General features: G+C 51.4%; 17 protein-coding genes. 4 read left to right on the top strand and 13 right to left on the bottom strand.

What is annotated here, in order from left to right; genetic code table 11:
* Positions 1–3 precede the first annotated feature (3 nt).
* From CVV44_12005 to CVV44_11985, 5 genes are all read right to left on the bottom strand, one after another.
* Positions 4–1,011, bottom strand: a complete 1,008-nt coding sequence (locus CVV44_12005; GenBank protein ID PKL38596.1) for a hypothetical protein — start codon at positions 1,009–1,011, stop codon at positions 4–6.
* 14 nt (positions 1,012–1,025) lie between these two features.
* Entirely contained in the window at positions 1,026–3,632 is a 2,607-nt protein-coding gene (locus tag CVV44_12000) for a hypothetical protein (GenBank protein ID PKL38595.1), read from the bottom strand.
* Positions 3,633–3,902: 270 nt separating this feature from the next.
* Complete coding sequence (locus CVV44_11995; protein PKL38594.1) at positions 3,903–5,588, bottom strand: ribonuclease J; 1,686 nt, start codon at positions 5,586–5,588, stop codon at positions 3,903–3,905.
* The gene (locus tag CVV44_11990) at positions 5,585–6,019 is read right to left on the bottom strand and encodes a dUTP diphosphatase (GenBank protein ID PKL38593.1); all 435 of its coding nucleotides are present in this window, start codon (positions 6,017–6,019) and stop codon (positions 5,585–5,587) included. The genes CVV44_11995 and CVV44_11990 overlap by 4 nt, the downstream gene beginning before the upstream one ends.
* Before the next feature lie 149 nt (positions 6,020–6,168).
* Positions 6,169–7,092 (bottom strand): DUF1751 domain-containing protein, encoded by a 924-nt coding sequence (locus CVV44_11985; GenBank protein PKL38592.1) that lies wholly within the window; start codon positions 7,090–7,092, stop codon positions 6,169–6,171.
* A gap of 263 nt (positions 7,093–7,355) precedes the next feature.
* On the opposite strand from CVV44_11985, the gene CVV44_11980 reads away from it, so the two are divergent.
* A complete protein-coding gene (locus CVV44_11980; protein ID PKL38591.1) occupies positions 7,356–7,655 on the top strand; it encodes a CsoR family transcriptional regulator in 300 nt (99 codons plus the stop codon).
* A gap of 42 nt (positions 7,656–7,697) precedes the next feature.
* Positions 7,698–10,124, top strand: a complete 2,427-nt coding sequence (locus tag CVV44_11975) for a copper-translocating P-type ATPase (protein PKL38590.1) — start codon at positions 7,698–7,700, stop codon at positions 10,122–10,124.
* A gap of 53 nt (positions 10,125–10,177) precedes the next feature.
* On the opposite strand, the gene CVV44_11970 is transcribed toward CVV44_11975, so the two are convergent.
* Positions 10,178–10,672: a hypothetical protein gene (locus CVV44_11970; GenBank protein ID PKL38589.1), complete on the bottom strand. Its 495-nt coding sequence runs from the start codon at positions 10,670–10,672 to the stop codon at positions 10,178–10,180.
* 297 nt (positions 10,673–10,969) lie between these two features.
* On the opposite strand from CVV44_11970, the gene CVV44_11965 reads away from it, so the two are divergent.
* Together CVV44_11965 and CVV44_11960 are read left to right on the top strand one after the other, a co-directional pair.
* Positions 10,970–12,067, top strand: a complete 1,098-nt coding sequence (locus CVV44_11965; GenBank protein PKL38588.1) for a hypothetical protein — start codon at positions 10,970–10,972, stop codon at positions 12,065–12,067.
* A 147-nt stretch (positions 12,068–12,214) separates the two neighbouring features.
* A complete protein-coding gene (locus CVV44_11960; GenBank protein PKL38587.1) occupies positions 12,215–13,288 on the top strand; it encodes a hypothetical protein in 1,074 nt (357 codons plus the stop codon).
* Positions 13,289–13,297: 9 nt separating this feature from the next.
* On the opposite strand, the gene CVV44_11955 is transcribed toward CVV44_11960, so the two are convergent.
* From CVV44_11955 to CVV44_11925, 7 genes are all read right to left on the bottom strand, one after another.
* Positions 13,298–13,819: a hypothetical protein gene (locus CVV44_11955; GenBank protein ID PKL38586.1), complete on the bottom strand. Its 522-nt coding sequence runs from the start codon at positions 13,817–13,819 to the stop codon at positions 13,298–13,300.
* A gap of 325 nt (positions 13,820–14,144) precedes the next feature.
* Entirely contained in the window at positions 14,145–15,056 is a 912-nt protein-coding gene (locus tag CVV44_11950) for a hypothetical protein (GenBank protein PKL38585.1), read from the bottom strand.
* A 4-nt stretch (positions 15,057–15,060) separates the two neighbouring features.
* A complete protein-coding gene (locus CVV44_11945; GenBank protein ID PKL38584.1) occupies positions 15,061–15,801 on the bottom strand; it encodes an acylneuraminate cytidylyltransferase in 741 nt (246 codons plus the stop codon).
* 32 nt (positions 15,802–15,833) lie between these two features.
* The gene (locus CVV44_11940) at positions 15,834–17,399 is read right to left on the bottom strand and encodes a hypothetical protein (protein ID PKL38583.1); all 1,566 of its coding nucleotides are present in this window, start codon (positions 17,397–17,399) and stop codon (positions 15,834–15,836) included.
* Positions 17,333–18,406 carry a hypothetical protein gene (locus CVV44_11935; GenBank protein ID PKL38582.1) on the bottom strand — a complete coding sequence of 358 codons (1,074 nt, stop codon included), beginning with the start codon at positions 18,404–18,406 and terminating at the stop codon, positions 17,333–17,335. Before CVV44_11935 ends, CVV44_11940 begins: the two co-directional genes overlap by 67 nt.
* Positions 18,407–18,410: 4 nt before the next feature.
* Positions 18,411–19,217 carry a glutamate racemase gene (locus tag CVV44_11930; protein ID PKL38581.1) on the bottom strand — a complete coding sequence of 269 codons (807 nt, stop codon included), beginning with the start codon at positions 19,215–19,217 and terminating at the stop codon, positions 18,411–18,413.
* 19 nt (positions 19,218–19,236) lie between these two features.
* A complete protein-coding gene (locus CVV44_11925; GenBank protein PKL38580.1) occupies positions 19,237–20,829 on the bottom strand; it encodes a citramalate synthase in 1,593 nt (530 codons plus the stop codon).
* Between the last annotated feature and the right edge of the window lie 15 nt (positions 20,830–20,844).

Below are 20,844 nucleotides of genomic sequence, written 5' to 3'. Positions count from 1 at the left end.
CGGCTATTTCAATTTATTGCTGATTGTACTGATGATTTCCTTCTTCAACTTGCTGTCTCCGGGGAAGCAGAATATAATCATAATATCCCCGGCAATGATGAATTCCTCGGGATGTTCCACGGAGGGTCCCCGGCTATCACCGTAGAAAAGCCCGGTAAAAAAACCCCGGTATTCCTCTATGTTCTCTCCGAATCGAAAGTACATGACCGATCCACTGTCGGAGCCTTTTTCAACGGACTGGATTTCCTTCTCCTGAAGGGAAGGCAAAAGCATGCCGTAGGCCTCGGGATTGGTGTAGTAGACCTGTACCTGGAATGTTTTACAGATGAGTTTTTTGTCCAGGACCGCCTTGCCGCCTATATCGGATTTTGTCAGCAGTAAATTCTGAAGCGATGCCGTTGTTTTGCCCGCGCAGCCGATTTTTATGCTTTTCAGGACCGATATAACCGTGTCGAGTTCGGCGGCGTCGTCATTGTTGAAAAGATACGTAAAGGTCACCAGGGATTTTTCCGCGAACATCTGGCCCTGGATGAGGAGGGTGAACTCGCCTGGCCGGGGGTTATTATCGGTGAGGCGGTAATAGTAGCCGATTTCTTCCGTGGTGTTTATGGGAACCAGGCTGACCTCTTTTTCCACGCACCGGGGAAGGAGCTTTGTGCCTGCTTCCTGGACTCGCTTTTTAAGTACCGCTGCATTGGGTTCCTGGGACGGGGCATTTATTATGCTTACAAGAAGGGCGAAGCGTTCAGTGCCCCGCAGTCCTATCATGTAGGTTTTTACATTGGGCTTTGCGTCATGGATGCCTATATCAAGGGAATCGGGCAGTGTCATGGTGAGGCCGCAGCCTCCGTCCAGGGTGTCCAGGTATTCCTTCGATCCCGCCATGAGCGGGCCTGTGATCATGAAGAACAGGGCAAGGAGAGCCAGTGTCTTTTTCATTTTTTTATCCTTTATGCGTGAAGTGGCAAATGCATGGAAAATAAACGCGCTCGTTCCGGCATGAACGTCCATTTCCCCTTTTATTTTCAGATAAGGACATCACGGGGCTTGCTTCCCTGCTGCGGCCCGATGTATCCCCTGTCTTCCATGAGTTCAATGATGCGGGCCGCCCTGTTGTAACCGATACTGAGGCGGCGCTGCAGGTACGATGCCGAGGCCTTGCGCGTTTCCTCCACTATTTTCAGGGCCTCAACGAAGAGTTCATCGTCGTCATCGGCCGCTTCGCGTTCGTCCTCGGCCGAGTCATAAAGGCTCTGTTCTATGTCTATGTAGTTGGGCTCACCGAACTTGCCCAGGTGTTCCACGACTTTGGCAATCTCGTCCTCGGAGATGAAAGCGCCCTGAATTCTCACGGGGAAGGAGCTCATGGGAGACTGGTAGAGCATGTCGCCCTTGCCCAGGAGTTTTTCCGCCCCGTTTTGGTCGATGATGGTACGCGAGTCTGTTTTCTGGGCAACCTGGAAGGCGATCCTGGCCGGGAAGTTTGCCTTGATGATGCCCGTGATGACGTCCACTGAGGGGCGCTGTGTCGCCAGCACCAGGTGTATGCCGATAGCCCTGGCCTTCTGGGCCAGCCTGGTTATATATCCTTCCATTTCCTTGGGGGCCACCATCATGAGGTCTGCCATTTCATCGATGATGATGACGATGTATGGCAGTTTTTCTCCACGGTCGCCGCCGAGATGGATCTTTTCGTTGTACCGTTCGATATCCCTGGTGGTCAGGGCCGAGAGGAGACGGTACCGCCTCTCCATTTCATAGATGGCCCATTTCAGGACAATGGGAGCGATATGCGGTTCGGTTATGACGGGCGTCAGCAGGTGGGGCAGGCCGTTATAGAGCTGGAGCTCTACCATCTTGGGGTCTACCATGATGAAGCGGACATAGTTGGGATTGTAGTTATAGATAAGGCTGCATATGATGGAGTTGACGCTCACGGATTTTCCCGCGCCTGTTGCTCCCGCTATGAGCAGGTGAGGAAGGCGTTTCAGGTCCAGAGTGATGGGCTTGCCCAGGATGTCCTTGCCCAGACCTACCTTGAGGCAGCCCGTGCGCGTCTGGTACTCTTCAGATTTGATGATGTCTCCCAGGGTCACCATTTCACGGTCACGGTTGGGGATTTCCACGCCTATAGCCGCCTTGCCCGGGATGGGAGCCACTATCCTGACACGGTAGGCTGCCAGTGCCAGTGCTATGTCGTCGGAGAGGCCCACGATGCGGTTGACCTTTATGCCCGGCGCTATCTGCATTTCATAGAGCGTGATGACGGGACCCCGGTTTACGTTTACCACCTTCGATTCGATGCCGAATTCCGACAGGGTGTTGACCAGGAGCATGGAGTTTTTGCGTATCTCGATCTTCCAGCTTTCCGAATCCATGGGCTCCGATGAATTGAGAAAAATGGTGGGTATGATGTATTCCTTGTTGATGGGGATTTCCTCGAATACGCGTTTGTCAGGCACCGTTTCTTCGGGACTGGAAAAAAGGCTTTCCCGCAGGGCAACCGGTACAACCTCTTCCGGTACGTCGGGGATAACAGTATCGTCCTCTTCCTCTTTTTCTTCGCTGATGCAGGTTATCCTGTTTGCGATGATGTCCCGTTCGGTCCCTGGCCGGTCTTCGTTGTGATCCTGTATGGGGTAGTCCTGTTCCGTTTCATCGTCATCGGCGGAGGTTTCAGCCGGGATCTGTTCTGCCGGTTCGTCCTCGCAGTAGATGTCATCGGCAGTGATCAGAGTATCATGATCGTCGAGGATATCATCATCGATGAAATTTTCACCGTTATTATCAGGGATTCCGGCCGGAATAGCATCGCGTATATCCCGCTCCGGTGTGACCGTCGATGTAAACTCACGCAGCCGGTCCCGGTACGAATCCATGCGTCCCGGTACGAGCGTCTCGTCGCGTGAGGCCAGGGGAACCGACATCTCCAGGTATTTCAGCGTGTCTTTTTTGTCCATAACCGGTTCCGTGCCGTCATATATCCTTATAATCTTACGGGTGATCCATGGCGGTTTTCTGTGTCGGGCCAGTGCCGTCTCAATGTTGTTCAGGGGGATTTCCTGCTTCGTTTTCTGGACCATGAAGTAACGGCCCAGGGAGGAAATTCCCCGGGATAGATATTTCTTAGATCCTGCCCGTTCCACCAGTGACGACAGGGACATGATTCCCATGAGGATGAGACCCGACAGGTTCAGGATGGCGATGACCAGGTAAGCCCCAACCTTGCCGAGAAAATGTCCCAGGAAGGAATGGAGATAGGCTCCGATGTATCCGCCCGATACGTGGGGCGACTGCTGTCCGAAGGCCGAAGCCAGGGCCGACATGGTGACGGCAAGAAAAAACAGCGAAAATATTCTCTCCATGACAGGCATCACGCCGCCCTCCATCATGACGGCCCAGCCCGCCAGGGCGCATACGGCCACAAGCAGGTACGAGGCGATACCGAAGGCTGAACGAAGGACATGGCTCATCCATGCCCCCAGGGGACCGATTAGATTCTTTACGGGACTTCCCGACGCGAGGAGCTGAACATCCCCGCGGGACCAGGTGAAAATGGACAGAAGAATAATTATGGAAACAAGTATCAGGATAATACCGGTGATTTCCTGATATCGCTTATCCTTAAACAAAATAGGCCTCCCTGCGACGAAACGACGGGTTCAACCAGGGATTGATGGGCTGGATGAAATGAATGATAATGCCAGATTTTATTATCCGGTTAAACCTGTCTCATCTATTTGTCGGCTTTTTCCCGGTAATTTTTTAGCAGATATAAGGGGAAACGCGTCAATTATATGGACAATGAGGGATGGAACAATTGTATGGAAAACTGTTCTATGAAAACATTAAATAGCATCCCCATGATGCCGGCGCGGAAATATCCTGCTCTCTTATGACACTTAAATCTCCAACACCTGCACTATGATGAGCGAATTGCGTTTTGTAAGCCTGAAGAGAAGATTTTTAAGATTATTTTTAAGATTTACTTCCAACTCCGGGGCGTGCATGTTCTTTTTCAGCATTTTTTTGACCTGGGCCCGCACATCCTTGCGAATGTTTTCCACTATCTGTAAATTCGACTCGCCCAGGACGCCCTTGGTGGTGATGTCGGGGTCGCGCAGCAGCATTCCCTCGGAAATGATCAGGGAGATGACCACCACACCGTCCGTAGACATGGCGTGCCGGTCCTTGATGACGTCGCTGGAGGCGTCGCCTATTTCATTGCCGTCGATATAGATCTGCGAAAGTTCGACCTTTCCTGTTTTCCTGAAACTGTTCTGCGTCAGGTCCAGCACATCGCCGCATTCGGCGATGAGTATCCGCGACGGTTTGATGCCGAGAGATTCGGCGATGTCCGTATGGGCCTTCATATGCTTGAATTCACCGTGTACGGGCATGAAGAACCGGGGTTTGGTAATGGATATCATGAGTTTCAGTTCCTTGGACGATCCGTGCCCGGAAACGTGTATGCGGTCTTCCTGGTCATAGTACACGTCGGCGCCAAGGCTCATGAGGGTGTTGACGATGTTGGTCACCAGGCGTTCGTTGCCCGGTATCACCGACGCGGTGATGATGATCGTATCGCCGCGCTGAATCCTGAAATGGCGGTGTGTCCCAGCGGCCATGCGTGACAGGGCCGACATGGGTTCACCCTGGGTCCCGGTGCCGATGACCACCAGTTTCTTGTGCGGCAGGGAATTGGCCTTTTCAACGCTGACAACGAGGTCATCTTTCATGGAGAGATATCCCAGGCTGTCGGATATCTCCACGTTTTTCTGCATGCTGAGGCCCGAGATGGCTACGTTGCGGTTGAACCGCTGGGCCACGTCCATGACCTGCTGTATCCGGTGAATGTTCGAGGCAAAGGTTGCCACGATGATACGTCCCTTGGCCGAGGAGAAAATATTCACCAGCTTGTCCACGAGCGTGGATTCCGACTGGGTGAAGCCCGATTTTTCCGCGTTGGTACTGTCGGACATGAGGAGAAGAACGCCCTTTTCGCCGTAATCGGCGAAGCGGTAGATGTCGGTCACGTCACCGTCAACGGGGGAAAAATCGATTTTGAAATCGCCCGTATGAATGATGGTGCCCATGTCGGTTTTGATGGCCAGTCCCACGCCGCCGATGATGGAATGGTTAACGTTGATAAACTCAATGGTAAAGGGGCCTATGTTCCGGACGTCGCGCGGCTGCACCTCGATCATCTTGGGCTGCTTGGTAAGGGGATGTTCGGCAAGGCGGCTCTGTATAAGTCCCAGTGTTAGTTTCGTTCCATAGATTGGGATGTCGATTTCACTCAGAAGATAGGGAATGGCGCCGATATGGTCTTCATGGCCGTGGGTGATGACGATGGCCTTTACCTTCTTCCTGTTTTCCCGTATATAGGAAAAGTCGGGGATGATGAAGTCAATGCCCGGCGTCTCCTCGTTGGGAAAGGAAATACCGCAGTCCACGATGATGATGCTGTCATCATATTCAAAAAGAGTGATATTTTTGCCAATAGCGCCCAGGCCGCCCAGGGGTACGATGCGTATGCTCTTTTCTTTTTTCTCATTTTTTGTTGATTTGGATGTTTTCTTTCTCATAATCCGGAATGTCCGAATCCTCCTTCATTTCTTTCTGTTTCCTCCAGGGAGTCCATTTCCAGGAAATGTCCCCGGTAGATGCTGCTGAATACCATCTGGGCGATGCGCATGTGATTGGTTATGGTGAATTCCTCCCTTCCCAGATTGGTGACAATAAGTTTTATTTCACCGCGGTAATCGGAATCGATGGTGCCCGGTGTGTTGAGCAGGGTTATGCCGTGCTTCAGGGCAAGGCCGCTGCGCGGCCTGATCTGGGCTTCGTAACCCGGCGGCAGTTCAATGGAAATGCCCGTGGGAACAAGCGAGGTCTGCCCCGGCACCAGGGAGACCGGTTCTTCCAGGAACGTGAAAACATCGGCACCGGCAGCTCCTGCGCTCTGGTACTGGGGTATTTTCGCCCCTTTCTGTGCTTTTATTTTTATGGGAATCATTATATGCTTCTATTATTCTAAAATTTACCCTCTATGAAGAGGGTATTAGTTTCCTCGTTTATTATCACAAATATACTGATAATTTGAAAGCAAAAAATATGCCGTAAAAGGGTTTTTCAGCAGCGGGTGTAGAAGTACTGTATTTTTTTTCAATGTATGTATTTTTTCAGTTCCCTGACGATGCAGGCGTTGATGTTGTTGCATTTCTGGCAATAGGGATCATCGATATTGAAATCGGTCTCAACGCAGAGATTTTCGGCACCATCATTCATGATCATGATGTAGCGGATCTGCTGAAATTCATCATCGCTGAGGGTCTCAATACCGTGCTGTTTGATTTTTTTCAGGATATCGGTGAGGCTGTTATCGCGGTTTTCAACACGGGCCTGTATTGCCGTATCCCGTTTCCGGATTTCCCGCATGATTTTTGTCCTGAAGCTTTTACCGCGCAGGGTATGACGCTCCCGGCCCCGCACAAAGAAATATATGAGGCCGAAAACAAGACCGCCCAGGTGTCCCACGTGGGAAACCTCGCTCCCGCCTCCTGAACTCACCATGGAATAGAATTCGAATAAACCGTAGAGCACCACCAGGTACTTGGCCTTTATGGGAAGAATGAAAAAAAGAAGTATCTGCGCGTCAGGGTAAAGCATGCCGAAGGCCAGGAGCAGTCCGAATACGGCGCCCGAGGCGCCGATAGTCGGTATACCGGCAATCATGCCGCCGAAAAGAAAATAGTTTATCAAAAAGATCGTGATTCCGGCGCCCAGTCCCGTAAAAAGAAAATATCCCAGGAATTTTTTACTGCCCCAGTTCTGCTCAATGGGGATACCGAAAATGAGCAGGGCATACATGTTCAGGAAAAGATGGAAAAAACCGCCGTGGAGGAACATGTAGGTGAAGATCTGCCATACATATCCTTTATCTACAACCAGGGAGGGGACCAGGCCCAGGTAATATACCATGGCGCCGCCTTCATTCGGGCCGAGGAAGGACTGAAGGAAGAAAATACCCGTGTTTATCATTATCAGCCGCATTACCCAGCTGTCAAAATTGCTTTTGTTTCCGTTCATTAATATTTCCTGTTTTATTACCGGCAGTTTTTGGTTTTCAGGTAACTGTCGATTGCCGTCTGTGCATGTGCGGGAGGATTGAGAGATGAGAGACCCCGTAGCACCCTTCTTTTAATTATTGTACAGAATAGGCATTACTTTGTTAAAAAAAAATTTGGTAAAGTCATTTTTTTATCGGCATTTATAAAAGTGATCACTATATTTTATATACCCTAAGGGGGTATAGGTATAATAAGTCTAAAAAAGTGCCGGGAGGGGTAATAATGGCGGATCATGAGAATTGTTCAATGCGAAACGCCCATCATGCGAAGGAATTAAAGGATGGCATGATTGCCAGGCTGAAAAAAATCGAAGGGCAGATTCGCGGCATCTCCCGCATGATCGACGAGGATGTGTACTGCGATGATATTCTGAACCAGGTGGCGGCCGTTGAATCGGCCCTGAACGGTGTAAAACAGCTTCTCCTGGAAGCGCACATGAAAAGCTGCATTGTCGAGCAGATCGAGGAAGGGAAATATGAGGTCATCGATGAACTTCTCAGGACCATCCGGAAACTCATGTGACGGATTGGTGTCATATCCTCCTGAAAAAAAAGGAGTCATGCCATGGAAAAACTGACATACGGCATTACGGGCATGTCCTGCGCTGCCTGTTCAGCCCGGATTGAAAAGGGTCTGGGCGCAAAGGAAGGCGTAGCGGCGGTGCATGTCAATCTTGCCCTGGAAAGGGCTACCATTGAATTTGATGAAAGCAGGCTTACCCGCGATGATATAAAAAAGAAAATCGTTGAAATAGGATACGGTGTCATTGATGAGAGCGGGCGGGACGATGCCGGGGATTCGGAGATCCGTGCCCGTGAAAAAGAAGTCCGCAGCCTGAAAAGAGCGTTCATGGCATCGTCTCTGCTGAGTGCGCCTCTCGTGGCTGCCATGGTTTTCATGCTGTTCAATGTCCATGTTCCTCTCATCCATGAGCCCTGGTTTCAGCTCCTGCTGGCCACGCCGGTTCAGTTCGGTCCGGGCATGCGCTACTACAGGAATGCCTGGCACGGACTCAGGGCGAAGAGTCCCGGCATGGATCTCCTGGTTGCCCTGGGGACAAGCGCCGCATACCTGCTCAGCATCTATAACGGATTCATAGCCCCGCGGCACCAGGGAGCAATGCCCCACCTCTATTTTGAGGCCTCGGCCATCATCATCACCCTCGTACTCCTGGGGAAATATTTCGAGGCACTGGCAAAGGGAAGAACCTCCAGGGCCATGAGGAATCTCATGGGGCTGCAGCCCGGAACGGCTCGTGTCGTCAGGAACGGGGAAGAGAAGGATATTCCCGTTGATGCCATTGTCAGGGGTGATACTATCGCCGTGCGGCCCGGTGAAAGAATTCCCGCCGACGGCACCGTGGTGCAGGGATATTCTTCCGTTGATGAAAGTATGATCACCGGAGAAAGCATTCCCGTGGAAAAGGGACCCGGCGATGCCCTCACGGGCGGGACCATGAACAACAATGGAGCAGTGATTTTTCGTGCCGAGAGGGTCGGCGGGGACACGGTTCTGGCCCGCATTATCAGGGTCGTCCAGGAGGCCCAGGGGTCAAAGGCGCCCATTCAGCGGCTGGCTGATCGTGTAGCCGCCGTCTTTGTGCCCGTGGTGCTTGGCGTGGCTGTTATTTCCTTCCTGGGCTGGTTCATTTTCACCGGCGACGCAACGCGGGCCCTGCTGGCGGCGGTTTCAGTCCTGGTCATTGCCTGCCCCTGCGCCCTGGGCCTGGCAACGCCCACGGCCATCATGGTGGGTACGGGCAGGGGAGCTGAAATGGGCATCCTGATAAAAAACGGGCCAAGCCTGGAAAGGGCCGGGAAGGTCCATGCCGTTGTTTTTGATAAAACCGGCACCATCACTGAAGGCAAGCCCTCCGTAACCAATGTCCTGACCGGCGGGGAGTCTGATGAAGTAACAATGATAAAGCTGGCCGCTGGAGCTGAGACCGGATCTGAACATCCCCTGGGACGGGCTATTGTGGATTTTGCCGCGTCCCGGAGCATATCAATTCCCGCAAGGGAATCCTTTATGGCGATTCCCGGCCGCGGGGTAGAGGCCCGGGTCACGGGACGGAATGTGTCCGTGGGAACGGAATTATTGATGCGTGAAAAGGGCGTGGATATATCATCGTGGCGTAACGCCTGCACGGCCCTGGAAGAGAATGGGAAGACAGTCATGTATGCCGCGATAGATGGCCGCGCAGCCGGGATTATCGCCGTGGCCGATACAATAAAAGCGACGGCTTCGGCGGCCGTGGCATCCCTGGCCGTTATGGGAATTGATGTCTACATGATTACGGGAGACAATGTCAGGGCTGCGCGGTTCATGGGCAGGCAGGCAGGCATTCCTGAAGACCGGATCTATGCCGGAGTACCGCCGGAAAACAAGGCGGCCATAGTACGGGAACTGAAGGAAAAGGGACTCGTTGTGGCCATGGTGGGCGACGGCATTAATGATGCACCGGCCCTGGCCACGGCCGATATCGGTATTGCCATGGGAACGGGTACGGATGTGGCCATGGAAACGGGCGACATCACCCTCATGAAGGGAGACCCGTCAACGGTATCTGTGGCCATTGATCTGTCGCGGAGCACCATGAGAAAGATACGCCAGAATCTCTTCTGGGCCTTTTTCTACAACGCTGTGGGCATTCCCTTCGCGGCCCTGGGGCTCCTGAATCCCATCATTGCCGGTGCGGCCATGGCTTTCAGTTCCGTTTCCGTCGTAAGCAATTCGCTCAGCCTGAAAAGATTCCATATAAAAAAATCAAAACAAAAGGAGAATGATATGAGTACCATAACATTACAGGTGGAAGGAATGTCGTGCAACCACTGCGTCATGGCGGTGAAAAAAGGGATCAGCTCCGTGGCCGGCGTCAGTGCCGTGGATGTGAAACTGGACAGCGGTGCTGTCACCGTTGAGGCCGCTTCTTCAGTGAAACGCGAGGAACTCGTGCAGGCCGTTGTGGATGCCGGTTATACCGTGAAATAGGAAAGCGGCGCCTGGTATGGCGCCGTTCAATCCTTTGCCTGTGATCTCTTGTGTCAGATGCCTGAAAATGTGATGGAGATGTTTATGGGATTGCTTTCGCCTTTGCCTGTATCACAGCAGTATGCGTCCTGTTCCTGTGCCGTGCCTGTAATGGTTCCGCGGGCGGGCTTGACCGATGTCAACGTCAAAGTATAGGAAAGCCAGTATTCCCATCTTCTGTCTCCATCGATAATAATTATCTTTTGATCCACACCGGAACCAAGTGAATAGACCTGACCCGCCCCGGGAGTACCGGGCCACTCAAAGCGGATGTCAATGCCGGAATCGATGTCGTTGCCGATAAAAAGTGTGTAGCCTCCGTATGGCACACAGACAATGGGTACGGTTACTGTTTTGGTAATAGCCCCGGTGATACTCACCGTGGCCGTGGGTGTAGTTACCACAGGATTTTTCGAACCGCTGTCAGCATTGCTGTTGAGATAATACGTGAAGATTGTGCCGGTAATAAGAAATACCATCAGGATTGATAGGGGATTTGTTTTTTTCATGGGGGTTCCTTTTCTCAGTGATCGGTTAAAACACTAACATATAAATAAACTGATGAAGGAACAGTGTCAATACAATAAAGCATATCGAACCCTGCTTCAATGTTAAACTGCAACATATACACGACACTCCGCGTTTTCCGTTCCGGTTTTAAATGGTGGAATTTTCTGGATTATAAAAATAACTTGCAGAAATAATCATGAGGCTCTATATTGACACCTTCGATGCTATAAATTTTCTATAAAGATATCAGCTTTCCGGTTTCATTCACCCTGTTTTCATAAACTAATTGATAACTAATGGGATTCTTTCTGTTTCCGGGATTTACTGTGTATCAAAAAAGAGAGACTCCCATGAAAAGAAGAACTTTTTCCTTCATACTGGGCTTTTGTATGGTCTTATTTGCTTCAGTTGCCGCTTTTTCGGCAGAAGCTGTGGATAATCAAATAGCTGTAATGGATTTCGATGTACAGGGCCTCCAGAAGTCTACAGGCATAATAGCCGCTGAGCTTGTCAGGACTGAGCTTGCCAATGCGAGGTCCTTCACGGTCATCGAACGCGACCGCATTAATCTGATTTTAAAAGAACATGGCTTTCAACAGTCAGGCTGCACTGACCAGTCTTGCGCTGTCGAGATGGGAAAGCTTTTGTCGGCCAACAAGATCCTCATCGGCACCGTCATGAGGCTGGGAGGACAGATCATTATAACCGTGCGACTCGTTGATGTGCAGAGCGGAAGGATTGATTGTGGTGAGAAGGAATCCTCCACTTCGGTAGAAGGTCTAAACCTCGCATCGGAAAGGCTCGCGCAGAAGATATCCCTCTGCGGCAGCGGGACAAACTATAGGAAAGGAAAACCGGTTGCAGGGAAGATCCAGCGCCAAGAAGTGATCGAGGTTGACACACAGTCTCCCTATTACAGAAATCCGGCCGTGGCTGCCGCAATCTCGATTGTCCCCTGTTGGAGCGGCAGTTTTTATCCCTATGATTTTGATATCGACCGATTTCCCGGTATGGGTATTTTCATGAGTATCAGTAAAACCGTCACATTCGCCACGGGACTCGGATCCTCATTCGCGGCCTTGTACTACCTCGATGAAGCGAATACTCATAAGTTTTTTGATGAGACAGCTGAACAAAAAGAGGACGAGAAACAATTTGATAAAACGATTAAAGTAACGATAATTGCATTTGCTGTATGGGGCGGCCTGACGCTCATGGATATCATCTATTCGGCGGTGCATGTGAACAGCTATAATATGAAATATGCACGACCTGAGAAAAAACTCTCGTACGACTTTTCTTTTGCCATAACTCCCCGGCTGCGCCCTGTCGGCAGAGATATGGGCCTACCGGTAATGGACGGGGTTGACGCGGCCGTCTGTATGCGATGGTAGCCCTTGTTGCAGATCAGGGCACTCATCTGACACAGCCATCGTGCATATCGACAAGTATACCTTTCTTTTCACGCTATTTTGTATTGACATTATAATAGCACTATGGACAAATGTGGGGATTTTGGAAAGGAAACAGGGAAAATCCTCATGAGAAAATTTTATTTTCTGCAAAGATATACAGTGTTTTTTTGCATGACCGCGGTATTCGCATTCATTCCGCTGAAGGGGTATGCTGACATCTTCAACGATCCTCTGTCGTACTACGGCGGGCCTGACACCATGGTATACAACAGCGATACGGTCATGCTGGAGAACACCGTCATGGACGATGCTTCGGGCATAACACCGGTGAATACTCTCAGCCTGAATGTGGCCTATCTCTATTCCGGCTATTACATGGTCGGGTTTCTGAGTGTTGCCTGGTCTCCCCTGTCCATGATGGAAATTAATGTCTCTCTTCCCTATATATACCGTACCGTGGCTCCTGATAAATCCGATACTTACTCGAAAGGCGGTTATGGCGACACCAAACTGGCCGTGAGGTTTTTTATAAAGGATCTCTTTGAACGGATCGACAGCACAACAGCGGTCAATGTGACTATCCCCACGGGAGACCTGGCAGCGGCGGATCGCCTGGAGAATGTGCCCCTGGGCTACGGCAATGTGACAACGGGTATCCTGGAGTCATTGTCGTACCGGCTGCCCCCCACGGTGACAAGCCTGCCCTTCCGCTTTTTCATGAACCTGGGGACACAGTTTTATACAAACATAACCATAGAAAAAAATGCCGCCATACGTGAGTATTACCGCTGGTATTTTGCGGGATGCGGGATGCTGGGCATGGAATATTCATTTTTACCATATCTCATCGGCCAGGTAAAATATAACATTATCTTTCTGCCTGAGCGGACCTATGAGGAAGAATCCCTTGTGACTCCCGGCAGTAAAACTTCCCTGAGCAGGGAAGACCGGCTAATCGCCTCCGATGTTATATTTGCCGTGAAGTTCATGGTAAAGGAGTATGTTTCGGGAAATCTCAGTTTTATCCTTCCCGTCATGGAGCTCAAGGACGGATCAAAGCCCGAAGATGCCCGTCGTGAGTGGAAAATCATGCTGAGCCTGATGAAAAATTTTAGCACCGGTGTGCATGAAAAGGATATAAAAAAGGCGGATACAAAGAAAAAGGTTCAGCGTAAAAAAACCATTAAAAGGACCCGATAGCTGCACTGTTTATTTTTTTACGTCGGCATCGTTGAGGTGGTGCATGATGATCCGGATGTTCCTGTTACGGGGATACCGGTTCTGCAGATCGGCCATCCTGCTTTTGACCCTGCCCATTTCAAATTTTTTTGCCGTATATGCTGAATCAGCCTGCATGGCCCTGCGGTAAAACCGGTAAGCACCGCTGAAATCGAGAGTATACGCCGAACACACGGCCAGGTTTGAAAGAGCTTTTACGTAACAGGGATCCATGGCGATGCATATTTCCAGGCAGGGGATGGCCTTTTCGTATCGGCCCTGGTTCATGTATACCACGGCAAGATTGTTGTAATACTGTTTTATCGTGGGATCGCAGGCTATGGCCATGAGAAAGTATTTTTCTGCCTCCTCCAGGTTGCCTTTTTCATAATACTGGAACCCTATCGTATTAAATCCTGTTCCATCGGAACCATGTACATAGGGAAGAGTGCAGGGTGCTGTAATAAGCATGAGGGAGAAAATTATTTTCCGGGGAATGTTTTTTAAGCGCATATAAGTTCCTGACGTAGTATCATTGAAAAATAATCCCAGATCGTCTTCCCGCAGTCAAACATAAAAATTCATACATTTTGTATCCATTCATATTTGTGCTAGGAATTCACTGTAGAAGAATAATGTAACCACAGGGGCATGGGGACACAGGGGTTTTTAAAGACGGAAAGCCATAGATAAACACATTCTTTTTGTCCTCTAAACCTGCAAACTCATGATAATATACGCCATATTCAATGCTATTAAAAATATCCTGAGCAGGCTCTATCGTCCAACCTAACTCTCCGTGCCTCTGTGGTTGCTTTTAATATTCTTTCATTAAGTTCTATTTATCTAATTGAAAGATCAGTTTCGTAAAATTTTCCAGGCCCATATTGATTTTGTTAAGCACCTCGCGGGCTGAAATGGAAGAAGCGGGAGGATTTTTCACAGCCTGAGCAATGATGTTACTGATCATCACGGGATCGGCACTGTCGCGGACTCCCAAATTTATGACTGCCAGGTCTGTGGCAAGGTCTGTCAGGTGCGCATGATAGTCCGACGGGTTCAGCGCCAGGAGGCGCGCCGAGGCTATGAATCCCTCATAGAGGGTGATGCCGAAATGTGAAAGGATGGCCCGTGAGGATAGAATGATCTCGCCGTAGGATTTGCGCACTTCTCCGGTGACGGACCCCCCTGTTACCAGGATATGTTTATCGCCCCCCAGGATAACGGCTGTTGCGCCTTCCGGAACAAGCCGAATCAGGTATTCGAGGTGTTCTGGCGGAGCACCCGCTCCGGGATAGATGGCCAGGTCAATATCCTTCTGAAAAACCCTGTTACCCAAGGCGGCAATGGAACTGCTGAAGGAGTGACCGTATATGAACGATTCAGGATGATAGGCCGAGCTACCGGGCTGAATATCCGGGTTGGGCAGGAGATCAATGGCAAAGTCGGCCTGCTGTCTTCCAGCGCCGTTATCATCGATGACCAGAACGGGCGCACTGGCCTGGAGAGCCTCGATTTCTTTGCCGGTGCTGTCGCGCATATCGCGAATGATGAGGTCTGTGTTTCCCGGAATTTTTTCCGCGATCCAGGGGAAAAATGAAGTATCCGTAAAGGGCAGTGCCCGGGCCGTGATGATGCGGGCACGGCAGATATCGTTTTTGTTCAGGAAATCCGCCAGGGCGGCCATCCTCTGAATATGACCGCTTCCCAGGCCGGGATTCCAGTCAGTTATAATAGCAATGTTTTTCATGGTATCAGCCGCTGCTCGTCATGGGTTTCTGTTCTACATGGCTGTTTATCCCGATGAGTTCGGGGTTGTTTTTCAGGTGTTCCAGCACTGATGAAAGGGGAAAGGGCTTTCCCTGGTACAGTGCCCTGTACAGCAGGCGGGCCACCTGCAGGTCTTCTTCCGTGTCAACCGTAAGTCGGACCTCACCACAGGGGTTTTCGTAGCGGGCTTCACGCCGCACGATGGTGAAGAGTTCCGGGTGCTCCTTGATATAGGGTGTCACGTGTTCATAATGATAAGGGAGCGATGATTCCCTGCGGCAGCGGTCCAGGGCGCTTTTACTGATGATTTCCACGCCCACGCCCAGGGGCAGGTTCGTGAAGGAGCAGAGGTCTGCCGATGTCTCCAGGGCCAGGGCAACGGTTTCGCCGGCATAGTGCACGTCGGTGAAGGGGTTGTCCCCGGTAACGCGAACGATGTAGTCGCAGGGGAACTGCTCCGAGGCCAGGTAGAACCGCTCCTGCACATTGTCCTCGGGCCCGGCAAAGGCCTCCAGCCCCATGGAGCGGGCCAGTTCCATGAGCTGCCTGTTTTCATTGGAGTCGGAAGTGGCCAGCACCACGGTATGCACGCCCTTTATCAAGGCCGTGCGTTCCAGAACGTGGTACAGCAGAGGTTTTCCGGCCAGGTCGGCCAGGGCCTTACTTTTAAGGCGCGTTGACCCCATGCGGGCCTGTACGAGGGCGATGACTGAAGGTTTATTCATCGGTGACTCCGGCGACGTTGTATAAAATGAATTTAAAAATTAAACGTATACCATTCATCACAGGAGGCACAGTCGGGCCGGGCCGGATAGGTGCCCGAATAATCGTTTTCGAAGGAATCGCGGGCCCGTGCCCAGAGTTCCTTCAGGGATTCACCCGAGGCGTTTCCCCTCGCGCTGCTTCCATCCACATCCTGTTTGCAGAAGGAAACAGTCCCGTCGGAAAGAATGAAAAGATCACGCTGAAGGTGCCAGCACGGGGTTCTCTCCAGGGGCGTCAGGTCGGAATAGCGTCGGTCCATGATTCGTCCCAGCCAGGTGTTTTGCTTCTGCAGTATGATGGGGATATTTCCCTTCTCCCAGTAATCATAGTAGCTGTCCAGGAAAGCCTCGGTTTCATTGATTTTCATTATCTGGACATAGAGGCGTTTATCATCGTCCTTCATCTCTTTCCGCAGGGCTTCGATATTTTCCCTGACGCGTTCAAAGGTCTTTTCGCCGTGCAGACCCGCGTACGTTTCCCCGTCATGGCCGTTGATGTTTACGATGGTGAGGAGTTTTTTATGTTCGTCGTTTGCCGCCAGACCGCGGTATGTTCCGTCCATGTATAATCCATTGGTTTCCACGATGACCTGTTTTATCAGCGGTTCACGCAGGGCTTCGCCGAGCATATCGACGGCTTTTTCATGCATGAGGGGCTCGCCGGAGCCTCCCAGGCACAGGGTATAGGGAAGGTGGAACTCCTTCATGTCCGCCAGGATTTTTCTGAAGAGATCCACAGTCATGTCGCCGCGTGGTTCCTGCAGAGTCTGTCGATAGCAGAAAAGGCATTTCAGGTCGCAGCGTCCCGACAGCTCCAGTTCAAGATAGCTGGGGCCGGTGAAAAGGACCGAGGGTGTTTTATCGATTATTTTTCTCAGATCTTCATAGGGAGGAATACGGCCAGCACTGTTTTTTATATTCTGCATGACGGCTTTTTCGCGGGCATCGCCGCAGCGGAACGCGAGACGCTTGTCGCGGATGTCGGGATCGCGGTAATACAGTTCTACATCGAACTGGTTTATATTGGAACGCACGACCTGCGAGAGGGGCAGGGTCTTTTTCTCCATGTCGGGAATGGCCTCTATGAGGGAACGGGAGACAATCTCACAGGTGAGCCCTGCAGGGAGATTATCTGAATAGGTGAACTCAGCCAGATATTTGCGGTGCAGGTCCAGCATCTCCGCCACAATGGACGGGTCCATGAAGGGGCTGTCGGCCGCGATCCGCACAACATGATCGGCGCCGGTTTTGGCAAAGATTTCCTTCCAGAAATCCACGTCGTCGATATCTTTTCTTGTCAGTGCTTTATCGTGGTCCGTGAGCCTGCCGCTGTAGGTTCCGGGTATGGAAAACCAGCATGAATCAATGATCCGGGCCGATTCCAGCCGCCCGGCAAGATCGAGGGGTACGAAAATATCATCGAAGGTCAGATCATTGTCTGACATACCATTGTCTACGAAGAATAAAATATCGGTTTTCACTTTCGGGTCGGTTATCCCTTGATGTAGTTGTCCATATATATTATAATCTCGGATTCTTTCTTTCTGCGAACGACCCATTTTTTAAATTGCTCGAGCATTTTTTCGCCGTAGATTCTGTTCATTATCATGGGCTCGACTTTTTCATAGGTAACGGCTCTGCGGCCGAAGTATTTAACGATGTGGTAGCCAAAGGCCGATTTAAACACCGGTGATACCTGCCCGATTCTGCTCATCTGGAATACATTGTTGGCGAAATAGGGGTCCAGTTCGGCCAGCATAACCCAGTCCAGGTCGCCGCCCTTGGAAGCTGAACCCGGATCTTCGGAATTCGCAATGGCCATCTTTTCAAAGGATTCGCCCTTGAGAATTTTATTGCGTATGGCGCTCAATTTATCATTGGCCTCTTTTTCCGCTGTGATGGAATTTCCCCGGGGACGGATAAGGATATGCTTTATTTTGACCTCGAAGCCCAGCTTTCCCTTGTTTTCTTTGTACCACTTTTTTGCTTCCTCAGTGGTAGGCGGAGAAGCGCCGATGGCGATGGACATGATCTGTTCCCTTCTCATCTGTTTCCGGAGCTCCTCGAAAAAGTCAGGAAAGGGCATTTTCTGGGAGTTTTCAATATAGGCGATAAATTTAGCCAGGCGTTCGTCTATCTTGGGGTATTTTTTCAGTTCACGTTCCGCTTCAATGATGGCGATAATCTGGCCGTTCAGGGTGGATACAAGCTTGTCAAGTTCCTCGGCGCTTTTAACATTCCTGGCCATCAGAGGTCTCATCATTTTCTCCAGGTGCTCCACGACTCTCTTGTCGCTGATAATGATCGACACCTCGTAGGCGCTTTCTTCCACCAGGGCGTCTTCAATGAACTTGTCCAGGACGCGGCTCAGTTCGAAGGTCCTGTTTTTGGCGGTGATTTTTTTTTGCCCCTTTATAATATTGAAATGGCCTTCCACCTCGCTGGCCACGATAGGTTTGCTGTTTACCACGGCGATCACATTATCATAGGGTTCCCAGGCACCCGCTGCCAGGGACAGGAGGGCAAGTAAGATGGCGAGATATCCGGGTCTCATTGTCTTTTTCATGGATCTATCCTTTTATGACCAGTTTTTTTATTTCCGTACCGTTATTGCCGAAAAATATATCTTTCAGATGCTGCATGGTTTCTGTTATATCCGATGCATAGAGCTCAATTTCACCCATGGTACCGGTGGATGCGGTCCGTGCAAGTTTTTTTTCACCCAGGATCTTTTTTACTTCCTGCGCTATTTCAATGCCCGTATCCACGAGATCGAGGCCTGGATATACGTCATTGATGGCCTTTTTCAGCAGTGGAAAGTGCGTGCAGCCCAGGATTATTGTCCGTACGCCGTTTTCGTACATGGGCTGGAGATATTCCCTGACGGTGAGCCGCGTGATCTCGTGATCGGTCAGTCCCTCCTCGGTGAGTGATACAAAGAGCGTCGCCTGCTGCTGTACAACACTGCTTGTGCTGCTAATGTTCTGTATGGCCTTGATATACGAGCTGCTGTTGACCGTGGCCCGTGTTGCAATAACCCCTATGATCCCCGAGCTGTTTCTTGCGCAGGCCGCACGAGCCCCGGCTTCGATGACTCCCACGATGGGGAGAGGGAACTCCTCCCGCAGGGTCTCGAGTGCCGCCGCCGAGGAGGTGTTGCAGGCGATGACAATCATCTTGACTTCACGGGAAAGAAGGTACCGCGTAATCTCCCGCGAGTAGCCGATGATGGTGTCCCGGGACCGGGTCCCGTAGGGGAAACGCGCCGTGTCTCCGAAATAGATGATGTTTTCCGAAGGGAGCATGTCATGTATGGCCTTGCAGACCGTGAGCCCCCCGATACCCGAATCAAAAATACCAATCGCTTTATCAGACATTATATTTCCTGCTGCTTGATTAATCCAATTTCCGTGGTTTCTGACTGGAGTTCTTGAAAAGCATAAACTCGATGCCGTCCACCAGGGCCCGCCACGAGGCCTCGATGATGTTGGTGGAAACACCCACGGTCCCCCAGTGCTCCGTGTCCCGCTTCTGGTCAATAAGAACCCGTACGGACGATCCGGTGCCGTCCTTTTCGTTGAGGACCCGAACCTTGTAGTCCGTGAGCTGCATCTGCCTGATCTCGGGATAAAATTTTTCCAGGGCCTTGCGCAGGGCGTTGTCCAGGGCTTCCACAGGGCCGTTGCCGATGGAGGCAGTGTGTTCTTCCCTGCCCCGGACCTCTACCTTGATGGTCGCTTCGCAGTCAAGTCTTCCCTTCTGGTCCATTTCCGTTATGACGCGGAATCCCTTCAGGTTGAAAAACGGCTTATATTCGCCCGTTGCCTCACGGATGATGAGTTCAAAGGACCCTTCGGCCGCCTCGAACTGAAATCCCTGGTCTTCGAGTTTCTTTATCTTTTTCAGTATGCCTGCCGGAAGGCTCACGTCTTTATCGAGGTCGATTCCCATCTCCCGGGCCTTGAAGGAAATATTGCTTTTTCCGGAAAGTTCCGATACCAGGACCTGCCGCCGGTTTCCCACCAGGGACGGGTCGATGTGTTCATAAGTCCGCGTGTCCTTTTGCAGGGCCGAGACATGGATGCCTCCCTTGTGGGCAAAGGCGTTGCTGCCCACGTAGGGCATACGGTCATTGTGGGCCAGGTTTGCCGTCTCACTGACAAACCTGCTTATTTCGGTCAGGTGGATCAGGGATTCTCCGGCGGAACAGGCGTATCCCATTTTCAGGGCCGCCGTGGGAATGAAAGTGGTGAGATCACAGTTTCCACAACGTTCCCCGTAGCCGTTGATGGTGCCCTGGACCTGTACGGCGCCGGCCTGCACGGCGGCCAGGGAATTGGCCACGGCCACGCCGCAGTCATTGTGAAAATGCACGCCCAGGGGTACGGCAGATTCGCCCAGGGCCATGGAAACGCTTTCAGTCACCTCGTGGGGGAGGGTTCCGCCGTTGGTATCGCAGAGCACCAGGAAGTCGGCGCCGGCACGGGCAGCCGCGGCCAGGCATTGCAGGGAATAATCCTTATTGGCTTTAAAGCCGTCGAAGAAATGCTCGGCGTCGAGAAACACGGTCTGCCCTTTATCCTTGAGATAGGCCACGGTGTCGCCAATTAGCTTCAGGTTTTCCTCGAGTTCGATATTCAGGGCCCGGGTTACATGGAAATCCCAGGTCTTGGCCACGATGGTGATGACATGGGCGCCCGATCCCACCAGCGCCTGCAGCAGCGGGTCCTTGGCGCAGGAGATATCCTTTCGTTTCGTGGAGCCGAAGGCCGCGATTTTAGCGTGCTCCAGGTTCTCCCCTCGAACCTGCTCGAAATACAGGTCGTCCTTGGGATTGGAGCCGGGCCATCCGCCCTCGATATAATCGACCTTCAGCCTGTCCAGGGCGCGGCTTATGCGCAGCTTGTCCTGGAGGGAGAAGCTTATGCCCAGGGTCTGGGCCCCGTCACGCAGGGTGGTATCATAGATACTTATGGTTTTTTCTTTCATTTCGCTCATGTTAAA

The sequence above is a fragment of the Spirochaetae bacterium HGW-Spirochaetae-1 genome (assembly GCA_002839375.1).
Classification (GTDB): Bacteria; Spirochaetota; UBA4802; order UBA4802; family UBA5550; genus PGXY01.
The sequence above is the reverse complement of the archived record's forward strand: the minus strand, read 5'-3'. Positions and strand labels throughout refer to the sequence as shown.

Coding starts and splice junctions, on each gene's coding strand:
- CVV44_11975 (PKL38590.1), top strand. CDS start 7,698: ATGGAAAAACTGACATACGGCATTACGGGCATGTCCTGCGCTGCCTGT.
- CVV44_11935 (PKL38582.1), bottom strand. CDS start 18,406: ATGAAAAAGACAATGAGACCCGGATATCTCGCCATCTTACTTGCCCTC.
- CVV44_12005 (PKL38596.1), bottom strand. CDS start 1,011: ATGGACGTTCATGCCGGAACGAGCGCGTTTATTTTCCATGCATTTGCC.
- CVV44_11980 (PKL38591.1), top strand. CDS start 7,356: ATGGCGGATCATGAGAATTGTTCAATGCGAAACGCCCATCATGCGAAG.
- CVV44_11950 (PKL38585.1), bottom strand. CDS start 15,056: ATGAAAAACATTGCTATTATAACTGACTGGAATCCCGGCCTGGGAAGC.
- CVV44_11995 (PKL38594.1), bottom strand. CDS start 5,588: ATGAGAAAGAAAACATCCAAATCAACAAAAAATGAGAAAAAAGAAAAG.
- CVV44_11965 (PKL38588.1), top strand. CDS start 10,970: ATGGGATTCTTTCTGTTTCCGGGATTTACTGTGTATCAAAAAAGAGAG.
- CVV44_11955 (PKL38586.1), bottom strand. CDS start 13,819: ATGCGCTTAAAAAACATTCCCCGGAAAATAATTTTCTCCCTCATGCTT.
- CVV44_11930 (PKL38581.1), bottom strand. CDS start 19,217: ATGTCTGATAAAGCGATTGGTATTTTTGATTCGGGTATCGGGGGGCTC.
- CVV44_11960 (PKL38587.1), top strand. CDS start 12,215: ATGAGAAAATTTTATTTTCTGCAAAGATATACAGTGTTTTTTTGCATG.
- CVV44_11990 (PKL38593.1), bottom strand. CDS start 6,019: ATGATTCCCATAAAAATAAAAGCACAGAAAGGGGCGAAAATACCCCAG.
- CVV44_11940 (PKL38583.1), bottom strand. CDS start 17,399: ATGGGTCGTTCGCAGAAAGAAAGAATCCGAGATTATAATATATATGGA.
- CVV44_11985 (PKL38592.1), bottom strand. CDS start 7,092: ATGAACGGAAACAAAAGCAATTTTGACAGCTGGGTAATGCGGCTGATA.
- CVV44_11970 (PKL38589.1), bottom strand. CDS start 10,672: ATGAAAAAAACAAATCCCCTATCAATCCTGATGGTATTTCTTATTACC.
- CVV44_11925 (PKL38580.1), bottom strand. CDS start 20,829: ATGAAAGAAAAAACCATAAGTATCTATGATACCACCCTGCGTGACGGG.
- CVV44_11945 (PKL38584.1), bottom strand. CDS start 15,801: ATGAATAAACCTTCAGTCATCGCCCTCGTACAGGCCCGCATGGGGTCA.